Source organism: Pseudooceanicola endophyticus (assembly GCF_018760365.1).
Lineage (GTDB): Bacteria > Pseudomonadota > Alphaproteobacteria > Rhodobacterales > Rhodobacteraceae > Pseudooceanicola > Pseudooceanicola endophyticus.
The window spans coordinates 27,403-49,186 of sequence record NZ_JAHIAB010000021.1; the positions used below are offsets into that span (position 1 = coordinate 27,403).

Here is a 21,784-nt window from a genome sequence, read left to right on the forward strand (position 1 = left end):
TCCTTGCAATGGCGCGAATCCCTGCTGTTTCAGCCTCGGATTTCCTCCTGTGAAAAGCGCGGCACAATGTGAAAAATATATGGTCCGACGCCGTCATCTGCCCGAACCTGCCCTCAGGAGGAGCCGATGAACCGCGAAATGACAGACGCCAGACCGGCGCAGGGAGACAAGCTGATACAGTCGGTGGACCGCGCCCTCGCCATCCTCGAGGTCATGGCCCGGCTGAGAGGCGAGGTGACGCTGGCCGAGATCAGCGAGGCGATGGAGCTTAATCCCTCGACCTGCCATCACATCATCAAGACCCTGATGGCGCGCAACTACGTCCGCCCGGGGACCGGCCGGGGCCGCTACATGCTGGGATCGCAGATCGTCATCCTGGCGGAGGCGGTCAACGTCAAGACCGAGCTTCCGGGCCGCGCCAAGGCGGTGCTTGAGGCGCTGAACCAGGCCACGGAAGAGGCCGTGCACCTGGCGGTTCTGGAAGGTGACGAGATGATCACGCTGATGAAGCGCAAGGCGCTGCACGCGCTGCGCGTCGATGGCGGCACGATCGGAAAGTCACATGCGCTGCACGCCACGGCGACGGGGAAGATCCTGCTTTCGGGGATGCCCGATGCAGAGGTCCGCCGCCTGAGCGCCCTGCACGGGATGCGGCGCTTCACCACCAATACCTGCACCGACATCGAGGTGCTTCTGAAGGAACTCGATGGTGTGCGAGCCTGCGGCCATTCCGAGGACCGCGAGGAATTCCAGCTTTACGTCGTCTGCATCGGGGCTGCCGTGCGCGACGTGACGGGGCGGATCATCGCTTCGATCTCTGCCTCGACCCCGATCAACCGTGCGACCGAAGAGCATCTCGATCTCGTCCGTCGCGAAGTCATGGCCGCCGGCCGGACGCTTTCCCTAACGCCGTTGGACAAGCCCGAGGGGATCTCCCAATGAACATCCAGGAATTCTCCAAATCCGTCCGCCTGCCGGGCATCAAGGGGGCGCAGGCCCGCGCCGCCGCCATCGCCCAGTCGGGCGGCTTTGCCGAGGCGCTGGCCACCGGCGCCCTGCCCACCACCGTGGAACTGACCCTGTCCGAGGCGCTGGTGCTGGCGCTGCTGAAGCAGGGCACGCGGAAATACCTGGCGATCTTCGGCCATGGCTCGACCGACCTGGGCGAGGTGCTGCGCATCTACGAGGCCGAGGGCGTCACCCGCACCTTCAACTTCCGCAACGAGGTCGAGATGGCCCATGCTGCCACCGCCCTGGCCTGGCAGTACGGGGAAACGCCGGCGCTGATCACTTCGATCGGTCCCGGCGCGCTTCAGGCCATGGCGGGATCGCTGGCGGCGGCGTCGAACGGGGTGGGCGTCTGGCACATCTACGGCGACGAGACGACCTACGGGGAGGGCTACAACATGCAGCAGATCCCCAAGCCCGAGCAGGAGCTTTACGCCCGCATGACCGCGCTGATGGGGCAAAGCTACATGCTGCACACGCCTCAGGCGCTGCGCGAGGCGATGCGGCGCGGCTCGCGCCGGGTGCATGACCCGATCAAGGCCGGGCCGTTCTTCCTGCACCTGCCGATCAACACCCAGCCCGCGAAGGCCAGCTTCAATCTCGACAGTCTGCCCGAACGCCCGTGCGCCGAGGCGCTCTCGCCCGAAGCCGATGCGATGATCACCCGCGCCGCCGAGCAGATTGCCCGCACCGGCAAGGTGGTGATGAAGGCCGGCGGCGGCACCCGGGGCTTTGATGCCGAGATCCGGGCACTGGCCCAGGCTGCCGGTGCGGCGGTGGTGCTCTCGCCGGGCTCGACCGGGGTGCTGGATGATGCCGATCCGCTCAACATGCACGTGGGGGGCTCCAAGGGGTCGCTCAGCGGGAATTACGCCATGCAGCAGGCCGAGCTGCTGATCGTCGCGGGCAGCCGTGCGGTCTGTCAGGCCGATTGCTCGGGCACTGGCTATCCCAAGGTGCGCGAGGTGGTGAACCTCAACGGCGACTGGGCGGATGCGCTGCATTACAACAACACGGTGTCGCTGGTGGGCGATCTGGGCGCGGTCAGCCGCCGTCTGATCGCCGCGCTGAAGGCCCTGCCGCAAAGCCCCGACAAGGCCGCCTGGCTGGAAGCCTGCGCCGCCAAGAAGAAGGAATGGCTGGGCTACAAGGCCGAGCGCCTGGCCCTGCCGCCGCTGCGCGACACGGTGTGGCAGCGCGACGTGCTGGCCCAGCCCGCCGCCATCGGCATCGTCGACAGCTTTGCCCGCGACATCGGAGCGGTGAAGTATTTCGACGCCGGGGACGTGCAGGCCAACGGTTTCCAGATCGTCGAGGACGCGGCCTCGGGGCGCACCTATACCGAGACCGGCGCCAGCTACATGGGCTTTGCCGCCAGCGGCATCCTGGCCTCGGCGCTGGCGGACCGCCCGGAATATGTCATCGCCTTCACCGGCGACGGGTCTTTCATGATGAACCCGCAGGTGCTGATCGACGCGGTCGAGCATGGGCTGCGCGGCATGGTGGTGATCTTCGACAACCGCCGCATGGCCGCCATCAGTTCGCTCCAGCTGGCGCAGTACGGCAAGGACTTCCGCACCAACGATGCGGTGGCGGTGGATTATGCCCAGATGGCCGGCGCCGTGCAGGGGGTGCTGCCGATCACGGTGGAGGGCACGCCGGAAAGCCTGCGCGCCGCCCTTCAGAAGGGCCATGCCCACCCCGGCCTCAGCGTTCTGCATGTCCCCGTCTACAGCGGCGAGGATCCCCGCGCCGGGATGGGCAGCTGGGGCTCCTGGAATGTCGGCAACTGGGTCGATGACGTCCAGTCCCGCTGGATGAAGCAATCCCTCTGAGCCCCGCGGCGGCGCGGCCGTCCGGGACCCCGAGACCAACCAAGGCGGGCAGGAGAGGCCCGCACCAGAGGAGGAAATCATGGAAAAGAGAACCGTAGGGTTCGTCGGCGTCGGCAATATCGGCACGCCCATCGTGCTGTCGCTGCTGCGCGCAGGTCTGGGCGTCATGGTCCGCGACCTCAACAAGGACCAGGCGGCGGAATGCCTGGGCGCGGGCGCCAGCTTTGCCGAAAGCAATGCCGAGCTGACCGCCACCTGCGACACCATCGGCGTGGCCGTGGTGAACGACAAGCAGCTGAACGGCCTGTTCCGCAGCCCCGGCGGGCTGCTGGAGGTGGCGCGCCCCGGGACGACCTTCATCGTGCATTCCACGGTGATGCCCGAAACCATCCTGGCGCTTGGCGAGGAAACCGATGCCCGCGGGCTGAAGCTGGTCGATGCCCAGGTCTCGGGCGGGGATCTGCGGGCCCGGGAAGGCGACCTGGCGATCATGTGCGGCGGCGATCCGAAGGATCTGGAAGTCAACGCCGACTATTTTGACGCGATCTCGCGCCGGACCGAGCACATGGGGCCGCGCGGCGCCGGGGCAGGCGCCAAGCTGGCGATCCAGATGATGACCTTCGGCAACTGGATGGCGGCGATCGAGTCGATGCGCCTGGCCCGGGCCCTGGGCCTGGAAGAGAAGAAGCTGGCCGATTTTGCCACCGACACCACCGCCGACAGCTGGGTCGCTCAGATGTGGGGCAACTACGACCGGCTGCTGCACAACCACCCGCTTTCGGGCACCGATGCGCTGTTCCGGATGTTCGACAAGGACCTCTTCAACTCGGTCGTGGTGGGCCGCGAGGCGGGGATCGAACTGCCGCTGACCGCGACCTCCTCGCAGCTGATGAAGGCGGCGATGCAGGAGCGGCTTGACTTCTCGGCGGCGACCTATGCCCCCGCGCCGCAGAAAAGGAGCGCCTGAGATGCCCGAGGACCTGAGCCCGCGCAGCTATGCCCGCAGCAAGCCGGTGGTCACCAAGGTGGCGGCGGAAGAGCTGATCGCCCGCGCCATGGCCCATGCCGAGAAGATCGGCAAGACGGTGGCCATCGCGGTGGTCGATGACGGCGGCTTCCTGGTCGCGTTTTCCCGGATGGATGCCGCCAACCCGGCCGCCGCCCAGATCGCCATCGACAAGGCCTATACCGCCGCCGTGTCGCATATCGCCACCCACAAGTGGCAGGAGATCATGGCCAATGACGAACCGCTGCGCATCGGCGCGCCGGGCGTCGTGCATCGGCTGATGACCTTCGGCGGGGGCCAGCCCATCGTCATCGACGGCCAGGTCGCGGGGGCGATCGGCAGCTCGGGCGGGCACTGGACCGGCGATACCGAGATCACCACCGAAGCGCTGAAGCTGTTCGAGTGATCCGCCGGCGGGGGGCCGGACCGCCCCCCGCCGCATCCCGCAGGAGGTGAGATGATGACCCAGACCGCGACCCGACCGACCTCGTTCCATTCCGGGCTGCTCTCGGACCTTCCGGTGCGCGAGGCGGTCCGGATGATCCGCGACCACGGCTACGACATGGCCGAGCTGAACGCAGAGCTGCTGCCCTGGGGGCCGGCGCATATCGGCCTGGATACGCCGGTGTCGGAGATCGACGCGCTGGCGGGGATGGGGCCCTATTCGGCGCTCTGCATCCACCACCGCGACTTCGGATCCCGCGACGCCGACCGCCGCGATGCCGCGCGGCTGTGGGGCGAGGCGATGATGGAGCGCGCGGTGGATCTGGGCATCCCCCTGGTGCATGTGATCCCCGGCGAGGAGACCACCGTGACGGCCCTGCACGAGGAACTGGCCCGCGCGGTGGAGGCGGCAGCACGGCGCGATCTGACGCTGGCGCTTGAACCCATCGTCGGGCGCCAGATCGGCACCTGGCGCACGGCGCTGGAGGCCATCGCGGCGGCGCCGGGGTTGAAGATCAACTTCGACCCCTCGCATCTGAAACCCATGGGCGACGACGTGGCCGAAGCCGCGACCCGCCTGGTCCCGCATGTGGTGCACATGCACCTCAAGGACGTGACCGGCACGTCCGAGACCTTCCGCTTCGTCCCCATCGGGACGGGCGAGATCGACCTGGCTTCCATGTTCGGGGCGCTGGATGCGGGCGGCTATGCCGGTCCGGTCTCCATCGAACATGAAAGCCACTGGTTCGTCGGCGATGCCCGCAGCCCTTCGCAGGTGCTGAAGGACGGGCTGGCCGACATCCGGCGGCTGCAACAGGAGGCGCGCCAGGCAGCCGTTTCGTAACAAGTAATCGCGTTTCCCGGACCGAAGAGGAGCGGTCCGGTTCCAAGGGAGGAAAACCATGAAGAAGCTCAACCTGAACCGCAGGACCTTTATGCAGGGCGCTGGCACCATCGCGCTGGCCACCGGGGCGCTTGGCTACCGGCCCCGCGCGGCCCGTGCCGGCGGCGTCAACCTGAAGCTGGGCCACCAGCTGGGCCAGACCCACCCGACCTACCAGGCGGTGGAACAGATGGCGGCGGCCATCGCCGAGCGCACCGATGGCGAGGTGAAGATCAGCGTCTTCCCCAATGCCGCGCTCGGCTCTCCGCCGGACATGGTGAAACAGGCGCAGATGGGGGCGCTGGACCTGGTGATGTTCAACCCGCCCAACATCGAAAGCCAGGATGCCACCGCCAGCGTCATCCAGATCCCCTACCAGTTCGACGATTACGCCCATGTCCACCGCGTGCTGGGGGGCACCGCGCAGGGCTGGCTGAACACGTTCTTCGAACGCAACAAGCTGCACTGGATCGCGAATTTCGAATATGGCTTCCGGGCCCTGTCGAACAGCCGGCGCCCGGTCAACACCCCCGAGGACATCGCCGGGCTGAAGCTGCGGGTGCCTCCGGAGCTGTCGATCAAGGCGACCTTCGATGCGCTTGGCGCCAATACCCAGACCATCGCCTTCGACGAGCTGTATCTGGCGCTGTCCAGCGGTGTGGTCGATGGACAGGACAATCCCGTTTCGGTCGATTACGCCAACAAGTTCTATGAGGTGCAGAAGCACATCGCCACGACCCGGCACATCTACACCTCCTTCATGCTGGTGGGGAACCCGCGGATCTGGAAGGGCCTGTCGCCCGATGTGCAGGCGGTGATCTCGGAAGAGGCGCTGAAGGCCGGCAAATGGGCCCAGGAGGCCGTGGTCGCCAACGAGGAGCAGATGCTGGTCGCCATGGAAGAGGACGGCGTGACCATCACCCGCCCCGATCCCGCCCCCTTCCGCGCCAAGATGGGCCCGGCCTGGGATGCCATGCGCGAACGCATCGGTGACAAGACCTGGGAGGAATGGATGGGCTACGTCGACGCGGCCCGCCAGAAGGTCTGACCCCGGGCCCGAAGGGCTGATCCAGGCCCTTCGGGAGACCCAAAGGGTGCGGCGGGCAGGGGCCTGCCGCACTCCCGGCCGAAACCCATTCAGAAAGTCCACGACCATGAGCATCATCGTCATCATGTCGTCCCTGGTAATGCTGATCCTGATCGGTCTGCCGATCGCGGTCGCACTGGCCATGCTGGCCGCCGGGACCATGTGGTGGGCGGCAGGGGCGGACCTGCTCACCATCTTCATCCAGCGCTTCTACACCGGCATGACCTCGTTCTCGCTGCTGGCCATTCCGTTCTTCATCCTGGCCGGCAACCTGATGAACACCGGCGGCATGACGCACCGGATCTTCCACACCGCCCAGGTCTTCGTGGGCCGGGTGCGGGGCGGGCTGGGGCATGTCAACGTCGTGGGCTCCATGCTGTTTTCCGGCATGTCCGGATCGGCGGTGGCCGACAGCGCCGGTCTCGGCGTGGTCGAGGTGAAGGCGATGCGGGACGCGGGCTACAAGCCGGGCTTCGCCGCCGCGATCACCGCCGCCTCCTCGACCATCGGGCCGGTGGTGCCGCCCTCGATCCCCTTCGTGATCTACGGCAGCCTCGCCAATGTCTCGGTCGGGGCGCTGTTCCTGGCGGGCATCCTGCCGGGCCTTCTGATGGGGATCTCGATGATGGTCATCGTCGCGCTGACCGCCCGCGCCAAGGGTCTGCCGCGGATCACCGAACGCCCGGGGCTGAAGGAAAGCCTGCGCACCATCGTCCAGGCGCTGCCGGCGCTGGCGATGCCGCTTTTCGTGGTGGGCGGGCTTCTGCTGGGCTTCGTCACGCCGACCGAGGCCGCCGTCATCGCCGCCGCCTATGCCGCCTTCATCGGGATCTTCGTCTACAAGGAACTGAAGATCACGGACCTTCCGGAGGTTCTTTGGACCTCGGGGCGCCAGGCGGTGCAGGTGCTGTTCATCATGGCCGCCGCCGCGCCGTTTTCCTGGGTGCTGGTGCAGCAGCAGGTGCCCAACGCCGTGGTCGAGACCCTGCTGGGCCTTTCGACGACGCCCTGGGTGGTGCTGCTGATGATCAACGCGATCCTGCTGATCCTCGGCATGTTCATCGAGGGCATCGCGGTGATGGTCATCTGCATGCCGATGCTGCTGCCCGTCATCATGAAACTGGGCGTCGATCCGGTGCATTTCGGGGTGATCATGGTGCTGAACCTGATGATCGGCCTGATCACGCCGCCGGTGGGCCTGTGTCTCTATACCGTCAGCCAGGTGGCCCATGTCGATCTGCTGGAAGTGGTCCGGGAAATCTGGATCTACCTTCTGGGCCTGATCGTCGTGCTGCTGCTCATCACCTTCTTCCCGGGCCTCGTGATGTGGGTCCCCGCACTCTTCGGGTTCTGATCATGCAAACCTTGTTCTCCGTTCTCGGCTTCGTCGACCGCCTTGTCGCCCGTGTTACCCGCTATGGGGTCATCCTGTGCATGGTGGTGCTGTTCTCCCTCCTGCTGCTGCGGGTCATCGCCCGTACGCTGGAGATCCCCTTCGCCGCCTATGACGAGATTGTCGAGCTTTCGACGATCTGGATGATCCTGCTGGGCACCGTTGCACTGTGGCGCGAAGGCGCGCTGTACCGGGTCGAGGTGATCACCGACAAGCTGCCGGCGCTGGCGCGCCCCGCCGAGGTGCTGATCCAGGGCATCATGCTGGCCTTCGCCATCATGCTGGTTCAGGTCGGCAGCAGCTTCACCGCCATGAGCCGCGAAGTGACCGCCTTCATGCAGATCGACATGGTGATCTACTACGGCGCGATCCCGGCGGCGGGCGCGGTGATGGCGGTCTACAGCCTGCTGGGGCTGGCCGGGGCGATCCTGATCGCCGTCAAGGCCCGCAGTGGCGAGGCGCTGGCGAAAAGCCGGGCCGACCGTGCCGTTCCCGAACATCTCTGACCCCCACAGCGGAAAGGACAGACCATGACGATCTATGACCGCACCGGCCTTTTCATCGGCGGCGACTGGCAGCCCGCACTGAGCGGCGCGCGGGTCGAGGTGATCGACCCCGCGACCGAGGACCCGATCGGCTCCGTGCCCCGCGCGGGGGCGGATGATCTGGACCGCGCGCTGACGGCGATGGCCCGGGCCAATGCCGGCTGGCGCACCACGCCGGGCTGGCAGCGCAGCGCGATCCTGCGCGCCATTGCCCGCCAGATGGCCGCCCGCGCCGATCTGGCCGCCCATGACATGAGCGAGGAAACCGGCAAACCCCTGGCCGAGGCGAAGGGCGAATGGCAGGCCGCCATCGACCAGTTCGACTGGTACGCCGACGAGGCCCGCCGCATCTTCGGCCATTCCCTGAAGGGCCGCGAGGCCGACGTGGTGCTGGACGTGCGCTATGATCCCGTGGGGCCCGTCGCCGCCTTCACCGCCTGGAACTTCCCGGCGCTGCTGCCGGCGCGCAAGGTGGCCCCCGCGCTGGCCGCCGGCTGCCCGATCGTGGTGAAACCCTCGGAAGAGGCACCCTCTTCGATGTTCCACATCGCCGAATGCGCCGCCGAGGCCGGGCTGCCCGCGGGCGTGCTGAACGTGGTGACGGGGGATCCGGCGATGATCTCGGCCCACCTGATCGCCGCGCCGCTGATCCGCAAGGTGTCGCTCACGGGCTCGGTGCCGGTGGGGCGGCTGCTGGCCGAGCAAAGCGCGCGCGGCCTCAAGAAGGTCTCGATGGAGCTGGGCGGCCATGCCCCCGTTCTGGTCTTCCCGGAGGTCGATGCCGATGCGGTGGGCACGCTTTGCGCGCGCACCAAGTTCCGCAATGCCGGGCAGGTCTGCATCTCGCCCTCGCGCTTCTATGTCCACGAGGACGCCTATGAACCCTTCGCAAATGCCATGGCCCGCACCGCCGCCGAGGCGCGGATCGGGCGCGGCCTGGACGAGGGGGTCACCTTCGGGCCGATGGCCAATGCGCGGGGCCGCGACCGGGTGCTGGAGCTGATCGCCGACGCGAAAACCTGCGGCGCCGAGGTGCTGGCGGGCGGCGGCGTGCCCCAGGGCCAGAACCGTGGCTTCTACATCGAACCGACCGTGCTGGGCCGCGTCCCCGACGCCGCCCGCATCATGTCCGAGGAACCCTTCGGCCCGGTCGCCCCGATCACCACCTTCAGCAGTTTCGACGAGGCGGTCGCGCGCGCCAATGCGCTGCCCTTCGGCCTGGCCGCCTATGTCTTCTCGGACCGGCTGTCGGTGGCGAACCGCGCCGCCCAGGCGCTGGAGGCCGGGATGATCGGCGTCAACGACATGCTTCTGGCCACTGCCGAGGCGCCTTTCGGCGGCATCAAGGACAGCGGCATGGGCCGCGAGGGCGGCCAGCTGGGCGTCCTCGAATACCTGGAACCGAAATACGTGAAATACCGCTACAGCTGAGGAGGAGAGAGCAGATGACGGACAAGAAACCCGAAGCGCAGGGCATTGCGCGCGGCCTGACCAACTACGGCGACGAGGCCTTTTCGAAATATCTCCGCCGCTCCTTCGCCAGCTCGATGGGCTATTCGCGCGAGATGCTGGACCGGCCCATCGTCGGCATCGCCCAGTCGGGCTCGGGCTTCAACAACTGCCACCGGCATTTCCCCGAGATGATCGAGGCGGTGAAGCGTGGCGTGATCGCCGCCGGGGCCCTGCCGCTCGACTTTCCGACGATTTCGCTGGGAGAGGTCTTCGTTTCGCCGACCTCGCTGAAGTTCCGCAACCTGATGTCGATGGATGTGGAAGAGATGGTGCGCGCCCAGCCGATGGATTCCGTCGTGCTGCTGGGGGGCTGCGACAAGACGGTGCCGGCGCAGCTGATGGGGGCGATGTCGGCGAACCTGCCGGCGGTGCAACTGGTGGCGGGGCCGATGTCGACCGGGCGCCACAAGGAACATCGCCTGGGCGCCTGCACCGATTGCCGCCGCTTCTGGCAGCAGTTCCGCTCCGGCCAGATCGAGGAGGAGGAGATCAACGTGGTCGAGCGCAAGCTGGCCTCGACTGCGGGGACCTGCGCGGTGATGGGCACGGCCTCGACCATGGCCAGCCTGACCGAGGCGATGGGCATGATGCCGGCCTATGGCGCGGCGATCCCCGCCGTCAGCGCCGACCGCCTGCGCATGGCCGAGGAGACCGGGCGCCTGGCGGTGCAGCTGATCGGATCCGAGCGTCGTCCGCGATCCATCCTGACCCAGCAGGCGCTGGAGAATGCCGTGACGGTGCTGCTGGCGCTTGGCGGGTCGACCAACGCGGTGCTGCATCTGGCGGCCATCGCGGGGCGCGTCGGGCTGAAGCTGGATCTGAAGAAGCTGAACGAGATTTCCGACCGCACGCCGGTTCTGGTGGATCTGAAGCCCACCGGACAGTTCTACATGGAGGATCTGCATTATGCCGGCGGTATCCCGGCGGTGATGCGCGAACTGCGTCACCTGCTGCACCTTGATGCGGTGACGGTGACCGGAGAAACCATCGGCGACCGGATCGAGAATGCCGACCCCTGGGTCGACCGCAATGTCATCGCCGCAGCCGAACAGCCGGTGCGGGTGAACGGCGGTCTGGTGGCGCTTTACGGCAACCTCGCGCCGAAGGGGGCGATCCTGAAACGCTCGGCCGCCGATCCGGCGCTGTTCGAGACCGAGGCGCGGGTGGTCGTCTTCACCTCGCTGGAGGATCTGGCGGCGCGGATCGACGATCCGGATCTGGATGTGACCGCCGACGACATCCTGCTGTTGCAGAACGCCGGTCCGACCAGCGCGGCGGCGATGCCCGAGGCAGGCTACCTGCCGATCCCCAAGAAGCTGGCCCGCGCCGGGGTGAAGGACATGATCCGGATCTCGGATGCCAGGATGAGCGGCACCGCCTATGGGACCATCGTGCTGCATGTCTCTCCGGATGCGGCCTCGGGCGGGCCGATCGGGCTGGTGCGTTCGGGCGACCGCATCCGCCTGAGCGTCGAGAAACGCGAGATCGAGCTGCTGGTATCGGAGGCCGAGCTGGAGAAGCGCCGCGCGCTTACCCCCGACACCCGTCACCATGGCACGCGCGGCTACGACAAGCTTTACAGCAAGGAGATCCTTCAGGCCGAGGATGGCTGCGATTTCGGCTTCCTGCTGGATGATCCCTGCAGCCATGGGACGCCCGGGGCGGCTGCCGACGTGCCGGTCGAAAGGGCCGAAGCCGCGCCGGCGGGGGAGAGCGCCGCGGATGCCCCTGTCCGGGGGCCGGTCGTAGTGGGGAGGTGACCGGCCCCCGGGATCCTGCCGCGTTCAGGCTCCGGGACCTGAGGCGGCGGGATGGGCGGGCCCCCAGACCCGGGCGGCATCGCGCCCGAGCCGGAGCTGTTCGATCCGGCTGAGATGACGGCCTGCGGCGCGGCAATCCCCGCCGCAGGTCCGAAGCGCCTTCTGCCAGGCCCGCAGCGCCGAGGCCGCAGACCAGGGCAGGGCCGCACCGGCCAGCCAGCGCCGCAGATCCGGCGGCAACCGGTCATAGGCGGCCATCGGGTCGCCGACGCGGCGCCGTCGCAGGCTGGTGCTGAGGTTGGCGCCTCGGTGGGTGCGTCGGGCCATCAATCGTCTCCGGCCACGTCGATGACCAGCAGCAGCCGGGTCTGGCCGCTGCCCGAAATCGGTGGCGAGCGGTGCAGCAGGCCGGGCTGCGGCTCTGCCGGCCAGCTCAGCCCCCGGAACAGCCCGACCCAGCCCGGTTGCAGCTGCCGGATTTCGACGGGCTGACCACCGGGCGCGGCCAGACCGTATTCGGTGCCGCTGCCGCGATAGGTGCACAGAAGGCGCGCCGGCACGTTGTCCAGGTGGAACCGCGTGCAGGCATCGCCGGCCAGCACGTCGAGCCGCAGCCGGACCGCCGGGACCCGCATCAGCCGGGCGAACTGGCCGGCCCGGGCGGTGATGTCGGCGATCAGCGATTGCCGGCCCGGGGTCTGCGGCATGGCACTTTCGGTGCAGGCGTCTTCCAGCGCGGCGGGCACCTCGGCTGGGACCAGCCGGCGGCGCAGGCTGGGCAGCTGCCCGGGCGGAAGCCCGTCCAGCCAGCGGGTCAGGGCGGGGGCCTCGCGCTGCCAGATTGCGGCGGCGGTGCCGGGGCTGCGGATCTGCGACAGGATCTCGGGATCGGAGCCCTCGGCGACCTGAATGCAGGACATGGGAAGATCGCGCATTCAGGCCGCCTGCGGCGCGCGGCGCCAGCCGGGGAAGGGATCGGGCAGGTCGGCCCAGAGCGCGGGCTCGAAGCGGTTCTCCTCTTCGACAAGCGCGGCATCGAGGGCGGCGGTCAGCGCCGCGCGGTCCATTCCGGCGCCGATGAAGACCAGCTCCTGGCGGCGATCGCCATAGGGTTCCTGCCAGTGCTGCGCGAGGTAGGCGCGCCCCTGGGGATGGGTGGGGCGGCGCTCCTCGGGGACGCTGGCCCACCACTGGCCGAGCGGGCGCACCGAGCTGAGCGCCCCGGCAAGCGAGAATTCCGCCAGCCAGTCGGGGCGGGTGGCGATCCAGAAATGCCCCTTGGCACGGATCACCCCGGGGAGGTCGGCATTCAGCACGTCATGGATGCGCTGCGGGTGGAAGGGGCGGCGGGCCCGGTAGACGAAGGAGGTGACACCGTATTCCTCGGTCTCGGGAACGTGGTCGGCAAAGCCGTAGAGCTCTTTCGCCCAGAGCGGATGTTCATGGGCGGTCTCGAAATCGAAGAGCCCGGTATCGAGGATCTCGGCGGGATCGACGCGGGCATGATCGGTCTCGATGATGCGGGCATCGGGGTTCAGTGCGGTGACGATGCGCCGCGCCGCCTCAAGCTGCACGGGGCCGGCATCGGAAACCTTGTTCAGAACCACCACATCGGCGAATTCCACCTGGTCGACCAGCAGATCCACGATGGTGCGCTCGTCTTCCTCGCCCAGGGATTCGCCCCGGTCGCGCAGGAAATCATGGCTGGAGTAGTCCTTCAGCATGTTCACCGTGTCGACCACCGTCACCATGGTATCCAGGCGCGCGACATCGGACAGGCTGTCGCCGAATTCGTCGCGGAAATCGAAGGTGGCGGCGACGGGCAGCGGCTCTGCGATGCCGGTGCTCTCGATCAGGAGGTAGTCGAAACGCCTTTCCTCGGCGAGGCGGCGCACCTCGCTCAGCAGGTCGTCGCGCAGGGTGCAGCAGATGCAGCCATTGGTCATTTCGACCAGCTTTTCCTCGGTCTGGCTCAGGTCGGCACCGCCGTCGCGCACCAGGTCGGCGTCGATGTTGACCTCCGACATGTCGTTGACGATGACCGCCACCCGGCGCCCTTCGCGGTTGTTGAGGACGGCGTTCAGCAGGGTGGTCTTCCCGGCGCCGAGGAAACCCGAAAGGACGGTGACGGGAAGGCGGGTATCCGTGCGGGGCATGTCTGTCTCCGTGAGAGGGTGTGTAATGTTATACTATAACGTACCCGGCGGAAAAAAACTCCGCAAGCCCCCCGATGCGGAAAGCCCGCGCCGTCGACGTCGCGGCAGCACGGGCGGGGATCAGGCGATGATCTGGGCGCCGCCGCGGGCCAGCAGGATCACCGACAGGATCAGCAGCATGACCTGGATCATCCGCACATAGGTGTGCTCGGGCAGGACCTTGGTCAGGGCGCGCCCGCCGATGGTGCCGATGATGCCGGCCAGTGCCAGCCCGGCGATCAGCCCCCAGTTCAGCCCGTCAAGCTGGCCGATGGCATAGTAGGCGGGCAGTTTCACCAGATTGCCGACGGCAAAGCTGATGGCGATGGTGCCGGCGAACTCCAGCTTGCCCAGCTTCTGGGGCAGCAGGTAGGCCTGAGAGGGCGGGGCACCGGAATGGGTGATGAAGCTGGCGATGCCGGTCAGCGTGCCCCAGAAGATGCCGGGGGCGACGCGGGCCTCGGTCTTTTCGGTGCTGGCGCGGCCCAGCCAGGCGCGGCCGCAGTACCACACGCCGATCAGCCCGGTGAAGATCAGCAGCGCCGGTTCCGGCGTGTAGGGGGTGATCACCGTGGCAATGGCGACGCCGAACAGGATCGAGGGGGTCAGGATCCAGATGTTGCGCGCGGAGAAATCCCGGCGGTACAGCCAGACGCCGATCCAGTCGGTGACGATGTAGACCGGCAGCAGTGTCGCCGCCGCCTTCACGGGGTTCATGAACAGCGCCAGCATCGGCACGGCGATGGCCGCCGCCGACGCAAGGCCCCCCTTGGAGGCCCCGACGATCAGCGCCGCGAAGATCAGAAGAAAGGTATCGGTCACGGGAATGTCCTTGGGCGGGGCCCCGCTGCCGGTCAGGGCAACGGGGCCGGGACCGTCAGGCGTCGGTCAGCCGGGCCATGTCCTCGGCCGAGAGCTTGAGCGCGGCGGCACGGGCGAAGCTTTCGACCTGGGCGACGGAGGTGGCGCTGGCGATGGGGGCGGTGACGCCCTCGCGGCCGATCAGCCAGGCCAGGGCGACCTCGGCGGGGGCGGCCTTGTGGGCGGCGGCCACGTCTTCCAGCACGTCGAGCAGGCGCATCCCGCGTTCGGTCAGGTATTTCTCGACCATGTCGGCGCGCTTGCGGCCCTCGAGGTCGGCGGCGCTGCGATACTTGCCCGACAGGAACCCGGAGGCGAGCGAGAAATAGGTCACCACGCCGATGTTGTTGCGCATGCAGATGTCGCGCAGCTCACCGTCGAAAGCGGCCCGGTCGTAAAGGTTGTATTCCGGCTGGATCACCTGATAGGCGGGCAGCCCCTCTGCGGCAGAGGTTTCAAGCGCGGCCTTCAGCAGCGCGGCATCGTAGTTGGAGGCCCCGATGGCGCGGATCTTGCCGGCCTTCAGCAGCTTGTCGTAGGCGCCCAGCGTCTCGGCATGGGTGACGGAAGCATCGGGCCAGTGCGAGAAATAGAGGTCGATCGCATCGGTGCCCATGCGGGTCAGCGACTTTTCGACCGCCTTCAGGATCCAGGCTTCGGACAGGCCCTTTTCGCCCGGGCCGCCCATGTCAGAGCCGACCTTGGTGAAGACCTTCACCTTGTCGCGCATCCCCGGACGCGCGGCGAACCATTTGCCCAGCATGGTTTCGGATTCACCGCCCGAATTGCCCTCGACCCAGGCCGAGTAGACATCGGCGGTGTCGATGGTGTCGAAGCCGTGGTCGACGAAGGCGTCCAGCACGCGGAAGCTTTCGGCCTCGTCGGTGGTCCAGCCCAGCACGTTGCCGCCGAAGACGATCGGGGCAATGTCGAAGCCGGTGGTGCCAAGGGTTTTCCTGTTCATCGGATCGGTTCCTTGCTGTGAAAGATCAGACCAGCGCCCCGCCGCCTTCGACGAAGACGGTGGAGCCGGTCATGTAGGGATTGGTCATGAAGGCCAGCGCCTGGATGGCGATATGTTCGGGCAGGCCGACCAGGCCCGCCGGCAGCTTCTGGGCGGCACCGTCGAACATCGCCTTGCGCCCGTCGCCTTCGAGGGTGTCGTACATCTCGGTCTTCACGAGACCCGGAGAGACGCAGTTGACCCGCACGGGCGCAAATTCCAGCGCCAGGCCCCGCGTCAGCCCCTCAAGGCCCGCGTTGATCGCACCCTGGATGGCGGCGCCGGGTTTCGGGCGGATCGACAGGAAGCCCGAGGTCAGGGTAAGAGAGCCGCCCTCGCGGATCTTCGCGGCGCGCGCCAGCCGGTAGGCGCCCCAGAACTTGGAGTTGAAGGCGGCATAGGCGTCTTCCAGCGACAGCTCGCGCACGGCGGCGACCTTGGTGCGCGCGGCAGAGCAGAAGACGTGATCATAGGGGCCGGCGGCGTCGAAATGCGCCTCGAGCCCCGCCGCATCGCCGGTGTCGAGCGTGACGCCGGTGGCGCGGCCCTCCAGCCGGTCGACGGCGGCGGCGACGTTCTCGGCCGAGCGCGAGGCGATGGTGACGGTTGCGCCCTCGTCCAGGGCGGCGCGGGCAACGCCGAAGCCGATCCCGGAGGATCCGCCCAGCACGAGGAGGGTCTTGTTTTCTAGGCGCATGTCAGGCGTCCTCTTCCTGGTTGGGCTGGGGCAGCCAGCGTCCGTCGGTGCCCGGATGGTCGTAGCGCATGGGGGATCCGAAGGCCTCGAACTCGATCAGCAGGCCCCAGGGGGTGCGCCCGAAGTGGCCCCGGTTGCCGGGCCCCTCTTCCTGATCGGTCAGCCCGTAGGGGCCTTCCAGCAGGCGCCCGCCCTCGGCGGCGAAGGCGCGGGCGGCGGCGTCGATATCCTCGACCGTCAGGCTGAAATGGCTGATCCCGAGCGCGGCGATATTGGTCTCGCCCGTGCCCCGGGGCTGGTCGATCTCGAAGATCTCAAGGTTGGGGCCGTTCTGAAGGCGCAGCATGGAGACGGCGGTGATCGCGCGTTCTGCGTCCAGCCCGTTCTTCGGCGCCAGCTGAGCGCCGGGCAGGGGATCGCGGCGCTTGTCGGTCAGCGAATAGAGCACCTCGGCGCCGAAGACGCGGGTGAAGAAGCGCACGGCCTCGTCATGGTCAGGCACGGTCAGGCCGATGTGCTCAATGCCGCGGAAATTGCGGGGATTGCTCATGGGATGACCTTTCGGGCGCGGAAATCGTCGATCAGGCGCAGGATCATCTCTTCGCTGTCGACCACATCGCCAAAGCCCGCCTGGCGGATCCGGGTGGTGGAGCTGATCACGTCCCAGTCGCAGTTGAAGATGAAGTCGCCAAAGCCCCAGGCCGCGACCTTCTCGAACGGGACATCGACCAGATCGTATTTCTGCTTCATGCGCTCCCACAGCGGGCCCTTGTCGGCCATCATCTGCGTCAGAGAGATCGGCATCGGTTCGGCGGCGTCCATCTCAAGATGCGCGGCGATGCGTTTCCAGAGGTGGTTCCAGCGGAAGATGTCGCCGTTGGTCAGGTTGTAGGCGGTGCCAGAGGCCCCTTCGGTTGCCGCCCAGGCCGAGCCGCGTGCCAGCTGCGCCGCATCGGTCAGCTGCGCCAGCTTGCCATAGCAGGTGGCAGAGCCCGGGAAGCGCAGCGGCAGGCCCAGTTCCTTGCAGATGGCGGCATAGACGGCGATGACCATGGCAAGGTTCATCGGGTTGCCGATGGCAAAGCCGCAGACCACGTCGGGGCGCATCACCACATGATCCCAGGGGCTTTGCGCGGCGCGTTCGGCCAGCCAGTCCTCCTGATCGTAGTAGAACATCGGCGGCATGACACGGGGGTCGTCCTCATGCGCGGGTGTGGGGAAGGCGCCCAGATGCGCGCCGTAGTATTTCGCCCCCTCGAACAGCACGACCCGCTCCAGCGCCGGAGAGGCGGCCTCGGCGGCCTCCACGCAATTGCGCAGCATCTCGAGGTTGGCCGCGACCTGGGTTTCCGGGTCGGCATGTTCCTGGTAGGCGGCAAAGAAGACGTGGCTGAAGGGACCGGCCTGTTTCAGGGCGGCCCTGGCGCCCTCCGGATCCTGAAGGTCGACGGAAAGGTAGCGCGCGGAGGTCTCGAAATCGGGCGTCCGGCGCGAGATCGCGGTGACCTGCCAGCCCAGCTCATCGGCGAGATGCGTCGCCAGGCTGCGGCCAATGACGCCCAGACCGCCTGCGACAAGGGCATGGTGTCGGGACATGGAAACTCCTGAAATGTCGTCGGGGCCGGGTGCGGCCCCCAATGCCGGGACCAGATAGCGTTCGGTGGAGAAAGGAAATAAAGAGAAGTTTCACAAGACTGTTCAGTGGAATCGAATAATGGACGACCTGCGCACCATGCGGCTTTTCGTGGCGATCGCCGAGGCGGGCAGCCTTTCGGCGGTGGCGCGGACCTGGGGGGTCGCGCCCTCGACGGTCACGCTGGGGCTGCAGCGGCTGGAGGAACGGCTGGGCACGCAGCTTGTGCTGCGATCAACCCGGCAGCTGTCGCTGACCCATGACGGAGAGCTGTTCCTGAACCGCTGCCGGATGCTTCTGGGGTCGGTGGACGAGCTGATGAGCGGCTTTTCCGACGAGGGGCCACTGACCGGAGAGATCCGGATGACGGCCACCAACGATTTCGGGCGCCGCCGGATATCGCCGCTGATCGGGGATTTCCTGGCGCTGCATCCCGGGGTGACGGTGCAGCTGTATTTCAGCGATGCCATGGTGGATCTGGTGGAGGGCGGCTTTGACATCGGCATCCGCACCGGGCCGCTGCCGGATTCGGACCTGCGCGCCCGGCTGCTGATGCGGGGGCGCAAATGCGTCTGTGCCGCGCCTGCCTACTGGGATCGGCATGGTCGCCCCCGCCACCCCAAGGAGCTGGCCGATCACGCCTGCCTCGTGCTGGGCACCCCCTCGGCCTACCAGTCCTTCTGGAACTTCCGGGACGGCAGCTCGCCGCTGCGCGTTCGGGTGGCCGGAAATCGCCGCGTCAATGACGGAGAGACCCTGCGCCGCTGGGCGGTGGCCGGCGCCGGGGTGATCATGAAATCCAGCTTCGACATCGACGAGGAACTGGCAAATGGCCAGCTTGAGACGGTTCTGGACGATTACCTGAGCGATTCCACCAATATCTACGCGGTGACTCCGATCCGCTCGCATGATGTGCGCCGGGTGCGGATGCTGGTGGATTTCCTGGGCGAGAACCTGGCCTGAGCGCGATCAGGCCTCGGCGCGGGCGATCTCGGGGCCGATGTACTGGGCGCGGGGGCGGATCAGGGTGCCGGCGGTGATCTGCTCGATGGCATGGGCCATCCAGCCGACGCTGCGCCCGATGGCAAACAGCGCATAGGCGGCGTCCCCGGGCAGGGCGCAATGGCTGGCCAGCGCCGCCAGCGCGACGTCGATCGTGGGCTCCTGCCCGGTGCGGGCGCGCACCAGCGTGATCAGGGCGCTGATCTCTGGCGGGGGGGTGAAGGTCGCCAGAAGCGAGGCGGCGCGGGGGTCGCCTTCGGGGTAAAGCTTGTGGCCGAAGCCGGGCAGGGCGCTGCCGGTCGCCATCCAGCGTTGCAGCGCGGTTTCCGGAGAGGAGCGCAGCGCATCCTCCACCACCAGCTGCACGCGGCGGGTGGCATCGCCATGCATCGGCCCCGAGAGCGCCGCGATCCCCGCCATCGCCGCCGCCGCCAGCGAGGCCCCGGTCGAGACGGTGACCCGCGCCGCGAAGGCCGAGCTGGTCAGCTCCTGATCGGCCAGCAGGACCAGCGCGCGGCGGATCAGGTCGGCCTTCTCCGCACAGCCCCAGGCCTGGGCCAGACGCAGGTGCAGCGGTGCCTCTGCGGCAGGCAGATCGGCCATGTGGCTGGCCAGAAGCCCCACCAGCCGGGCAGAGTCGCGCATCAGAATCACCGGCGCGAGAGAGTGCGAGGGCATCGCTTCGGCGGTTGCGATGGCCAGTGCGGCATAACTGCGCGCCCGCCCCGGCGGAGGATCGCCGAGCGCGGGAAGGGTCGGAAAATGGGGGATCTCCTCGGCTTCCCAGAGCAGGCCCGCGACCTCTTCCAGGCTCGCCTCATGGGAGAGCGCAACGGCCTCGCGGCCCCGGTAGAACAGCCGCCCATGGGTGATGGTCGAGATCCGCGTCGTGATGATCGGCTCGCCCCAGGACATTGTGCTTTCGGCGATTTTCCGGCGCCCGCGCCCCATCTTCTGACGCCGGATCATCGCCTCGATGTCCTCGCCACGATACTGGTTGCGGTTGTTGCGCTCCGGGTCCGGGCGGACCTCGATCAGGCCGCGGCTGACATAGGCATAAAGCGTCTGTCGCCGCACCCCCAGGGCCTCGCTGGCCTCTTCCTGACTGAGCCACTTTTCCATGTTGATTATATTAATCAATGTTGACGGTTGTATCACTCATATATCAGCTTCCTCCACATGTCACCTCGTGAGGAGATGAGGTGACCGAGTTCGAGACATGATCAGCACCACCGGACCGGCCCGCCCCTGTTGAAGGCATGCGGCGCAGGGCGGGGCCTTTTGCCGGTCATCAGGAGGAAACCGCGGTCGGAGGACCGCGCTGCATGAACGGGAGGAATTCCATGAGCGTATCGTCACCAAGCGAGGGGCTGGTGTCTGCGGTCGAACGGCCCACACGCACACGTTACACGATGCTCGCGCTGATCCTGGCGCTGGCCACCGTCGCCTATGCCGACCGCGCGATCCTGTCGATCGCCGGGCCCGGCATCAAGGCCGAGTTCGGCCTGTCGCCGATCCAGCTGGGCTACATCCTGTCGGCCTTCAGCTGGGCCTATGTGATCGGGCAAGTCCCGGGCGGCATCCTGCTGGACCGTTTCGGCACCAAGGCCATCTACGGCACGGCGCTGGTCCTGTGGTCCGTCGCCACCTTCCTCGTGGGCCTGATCGGCGAGGTCACGACGAACCTGTCCATCGCGCTTGGCCTGCTTTTCGCGCTGCGCTTCGCCCTTGGCATCATCGAAGCGCCGAGCTTCCCGGCGAACGGGCGCATCGCGGTGATGTGGTTCCCGAAGGGTGAACGGGGCCTTGCGACCTCGCTCTTTGCCTCGGCCTCCTACTTCGCCGTCGCGATCTTCTCGCCGCTGGCGGGCTGGCTGGTGTCGATCTTCAACTGGCCGGCGCCGTTCTTCGCCCTGGGCGCGCTTGGCGTGGTGCTGGCGGTGGTCTGGTTCACCATGATGCGCACCCCGCGCGAACACCCCTGGGTCAATGAAGCCGAGCTGGAGCACATGATCGAGGGCGGCGCCATGGTCGACATCGACAGCGATGCCTCGCTGAAGGCCCGGCCCAAGCTGTCCGTCAGCACCTTCCGCCAGCTGCTTTCCAGCCGGATGCTGTGGTGTGCCTATATCGGCCAGTACTGCACCATCGCGCTCAGCTACTTCTTCATCACCTGGTTCCCGATCTACCTGGTGCAGGCGCGCGGCATGAACATCCTCGATGCCGGCATCTCGACCATGGTTCCGGCGATCTGCGGCTTCCTGGGCGGCATCACCGGCGGCTCGATCTCGGATGCGCTGATCCGGCGCGGCTGGTCGGTCTCTGCGGGCCGCAAGACGCCCTATGTCACCGGCATGCTGATGGGCTGTGCCATCGTCCTGGCGGCCTTCACCGAAAGCAACGTGCTGATCGTCGTGCTGATGGGCTTTGCCTTCTTCGGCAAGGGCGTTGCGGCGGGCTCGGGCACCTGGGCCGTGGTCAGCGACACCGCTCCGAAAGAGGCCGTGGGCCTGGCGGGCGCCGTCTTCAACTGCATCGGCAACGTCGGCGGCATCGTGACCCCGATCGTCTTCGGCTACATCGTCCAGGCCACCGGCGGCTACAACGTCGGCCTCTACTTCGTGGCCGCGCACTGCCTGCTGGCCGCGCTGCTCTTCGCCTTCGTGATGGGCAAGATCGAACGGGTCGAGATGACCCCCGAAGCCTCGAAATAATCCCCCCTGCGGGCCGCTCCGCCGGCCCGCACGCGGCTTTCGCAGCAGCAAGAGAAAGGTCAAGACATGTCCCGCAAATCCCCGCAGGATCTCCGTTCCGGGCGCTGGTTCTCTCCGGATGACCTGCGCAGCTTCGGGCACCGTTCGCGGATGATGCAGCTGGGCTATTCGGAGGAAGAGTTCCGCGACAAGCCCGTGATCGGCGT

The 21,784-nt window shown here is 67.4% G+C and carries 21 protein-coding genes; 12 read left to right on the forward strand and 9 right to left on the reverse strand.

Features of this window, described 5'->3' with window-relative positions:
- Positions 1-138: 138 nt before the first annotated feature.
- The 10 genes from KM176_RS23500 to KM176_RS23545 all read left to right on the forward strand — a co-directional run bounded on the left by KM176_RS23500 (position 139) and on the right by KM176_RS23545 (position 11,473).
- Entirely contained in the window at positions 139-942 is an 804-nt protein-coding gene (locus tag KM176_RS23500; RefSeq protein WP_160895477.1) for an IclR family transcriptional regulator, read from the forward strand.
- Positions 939-2,843, forward strand: coding sequence for a thiamine pyrophosphate-dependent enzyme (locus KM176_RS23505; protein ID WP_160895476.1), 1,905 nt, complete (start codon positions 939-941; stop codon positions 2,841-2,843). Before KM176_RS23500 ends, KM176_RS23505 begins: the two co-directional genes overlap by 4 nt.
- A gap of 79 nt (positions 2,844-2,922) precedes the next feature.
- The gene (locus KM176_RS23510; RefSeq protein ID WP_160895475.1) at positions 2,923-3,810 is read left to right on the forward strand and encodes an NAD(P)-dependent oxidoreductase; all 888 of its coding nucleotides are present in this window, start codon (positions 2,923-2,925) and stop codon (positions 3,808-3,810) included.
- 1 nt (position 3,811) lies between these two features.
- Positions 3,812-4,255: a GlcG/HbpS family heme-binding protein gene (locus KM176_RS23515; protein ID WP_160895474.1), complete on the forward strand. Its 444-nt coding sequence runs from the start codon at positions 3,812-3,814 to the stop codon at positions 4,253-4,255.
- Positions 4,256-4,306: 51 nt separating this feature from the next.
- Positions 4,307-5,137, forward strand: coding sequence for a sugar phosphate isomerase/epimerase family protein (locus tag KM176_RS23520; protein WP_160895473.1), 831 nt, complete (start codon positions 4,307-4,309; stop codon positions 5,135-5,137).
- A 58-nt stretch (positions 5,138-5,195) separates the two neighbouring features.
- Positions 5,196-6,224, forward strand: coding sequence for a TRAP transporter substrate-binding protein (locus KM176_RS23525; RefSeq protein ID WP_160895472.1), 1,029 nt, complete (start codon positions 5,196-5,198; stop codon positions 6,222-6,224).
- A gap of 106 nt (positions 6,225-6,330) precedes the next feature.
- Entirely contained in the window at positions 6,331-7,617 is a 1,287-nt protein-coding gene (locus KM176_RS23530; protein ID WP_160895471.1) for a TRAP transporter large permease, read from the forward strand.
- A gap of 2 nt (positions 7,618-7,619) precedes the next feature.
- Entirely contained in the window at positions 7,620-8,162 is a 543-nt protein-coding gene (locus KM176_RS23535) for a TRAP transporter small permease (protein ID WP_160895470.1), read from the forward strand.
- 24 nt (positions 8,163-8,186) lie between these two features.
- Positions 8,187-9,632, forward strand: coding sequence for an NAD-dependent succinate-semialdehyde dehydrogenase (locus tag KM176_RS23540; RefSeq protein WP_202397889.1), 1,446 nt, complete (start codon positions 8,187-8,189; stop codon positions 9,630-9,632).
- A 14-nt stretch (positions 9,633-9,646) separates the two neighbouring features.
- The gene (locus KM176_RS23545) at positions 9,647-11,473 is read left to right on the forward strand and encodes a dihydroxy-acid dehydratase (RefSeq protein ID WP_160895469.1); all 1,827 of its coding nucleotides are present in this window, start codon (positions 9,647-9,649) and stop codon (positions 11,471-11,473) included.
- 24 nt (positions 11,474-11,497) lie between these two features.
- Here the strand turns inward: KM176_RS23545 and KM176_RS23550 are convergent, their stop codons facing one another.
- From KM176_RS23550 to KM176_RS23585, 8 genes are all read right to left on the reverse strand, one after another.
- Positions 11,498-11,800, reverse strand: a complete 303-nt coding sequence (locus KM176_RS23550) for a DUF6525 family protein (protein WP_160895468.1) — start codon at positions 11,798-11,800, stop codon at positions 11,498-11,500.
- Entirely contained in the window at positions 11,800-12,408 is a 609-nt protein-coding gene (locus KM176_RS23555; protein WP_160895467.1) for a DUF1826 domain-containing protein, read from the reverse strand. Before KM176_RS23555 ends, KM176_RS23550 begins: the two co-directional genes overlap by 1 nt.
- Positions 12,409-13,629 (reverse strand): zinc metallochaperone GTPase ZigA, encoded by a 1,221-nt coding sequence (gene zigA / locus KM176_RS23560; protein WP_160895466.1) that lies wholly within the window; start codon positions 13,627-13,629, stop codon positions 12,409-12,411.
- Positions 13,630-13,749: 120 nt separating this feature from the next.
- Entirely contained in the window at positions 13,750-14,490 is a 741-nt protein-coding gene (locus KM176_RS23565) for a sulfite exporter TauE/SafE family protein (protein ID WP_160895465.1), read from the reverse strand.
- 55 nt (positions 14,491-14,545) lie between these two features.
- Complete coding sequence (locus KM176_RS23570) at positions 14,546-15,493, reverse strand: aldo/keto reductase (protein ID WP_160895464.1); 948 nt, start codon at positions 15,491-15,493, stop codon at positions 14,546-14,548.
- Between the two features lie 25 nt (positions 15,494-15,518).
- Entirely contained in the window at positions 15,519-16,229 is a 711-nt protein-coding gene (locus tag KM176_RS23575; RefSeq protein WP_160895463.1) for an SDR family oxidoreductase, read from the reverse strand.
- Position 16,230: 1 nt separating this feature from the next.
- A complete protein-coding gene (locus KM176_RS23580; protein ID WP_160895462.1) occupies positions 16,231-16,779 on the reverse strand; it encodes a VOC family protein in 549 nt (182 codons plus the stop codon).
- Positions 16,776-17,825 carry an SDR family oxidoreductase gene (locus KM176_RS23585; RefSeq protein WP_160895461.1) on the reverse strand — a complete coding sequence of 350 codons (1,050 nt, stop codon included), beginning with the start codon at positions 17,823-17,825 and terminating at the stop codon, positions 16,776-16,778. Before KM176_RS23585 ends, KM176_RS23580 begins: the two co-directional genes overlap by 4 nt.
- Before the next feature lie 118 nt (positions 17,826-17,943).
- Here KM176_RS23585 and KM176_RS23590 point away from each other — a divergent pair, with 118 nt between their 5' ends.
- Positions 17,944-18,825, forward strand: a complete 882-nt coding sequence (locus KM176_RS23590) for a LysR family transcriptional regulator (protein ID WP_160895460.1) — start codon at positions 17,944-17,946, stop codon at positions 18,823-18,825.
- Between the two features lie 6 nt (positions 18,826-18,831).
- Here KM176_RS23590 and KM176_RS23595 read toward each other — a convergent pair whose 3' ends face one another.
- Entirely contained in the window at positions 18,832-19,986 is a 1,155-nt protein-coding gene (locus KM176_RS23595; protein WP_160895459.1) for a citrate synthase family protein, read from the reverse strand.
- A gap of 221 nt (positions 19,987-20,207) precedes the next feature.
- Between KM176_RS23595 and KM176_RS23600 the strand changes: the two genes are divergently transcribed.
- A complete protein-coding gene (locus KM176_RS23600; protein ID WP_160895458.1) occupies positions 20,208-21,578 on the forward strand; it encodes an MFS transporter in 1,371 nt (456 codons plus the stop codon).
- Positions 21,579-21,784: the final 206 nt, after the last annotated feature.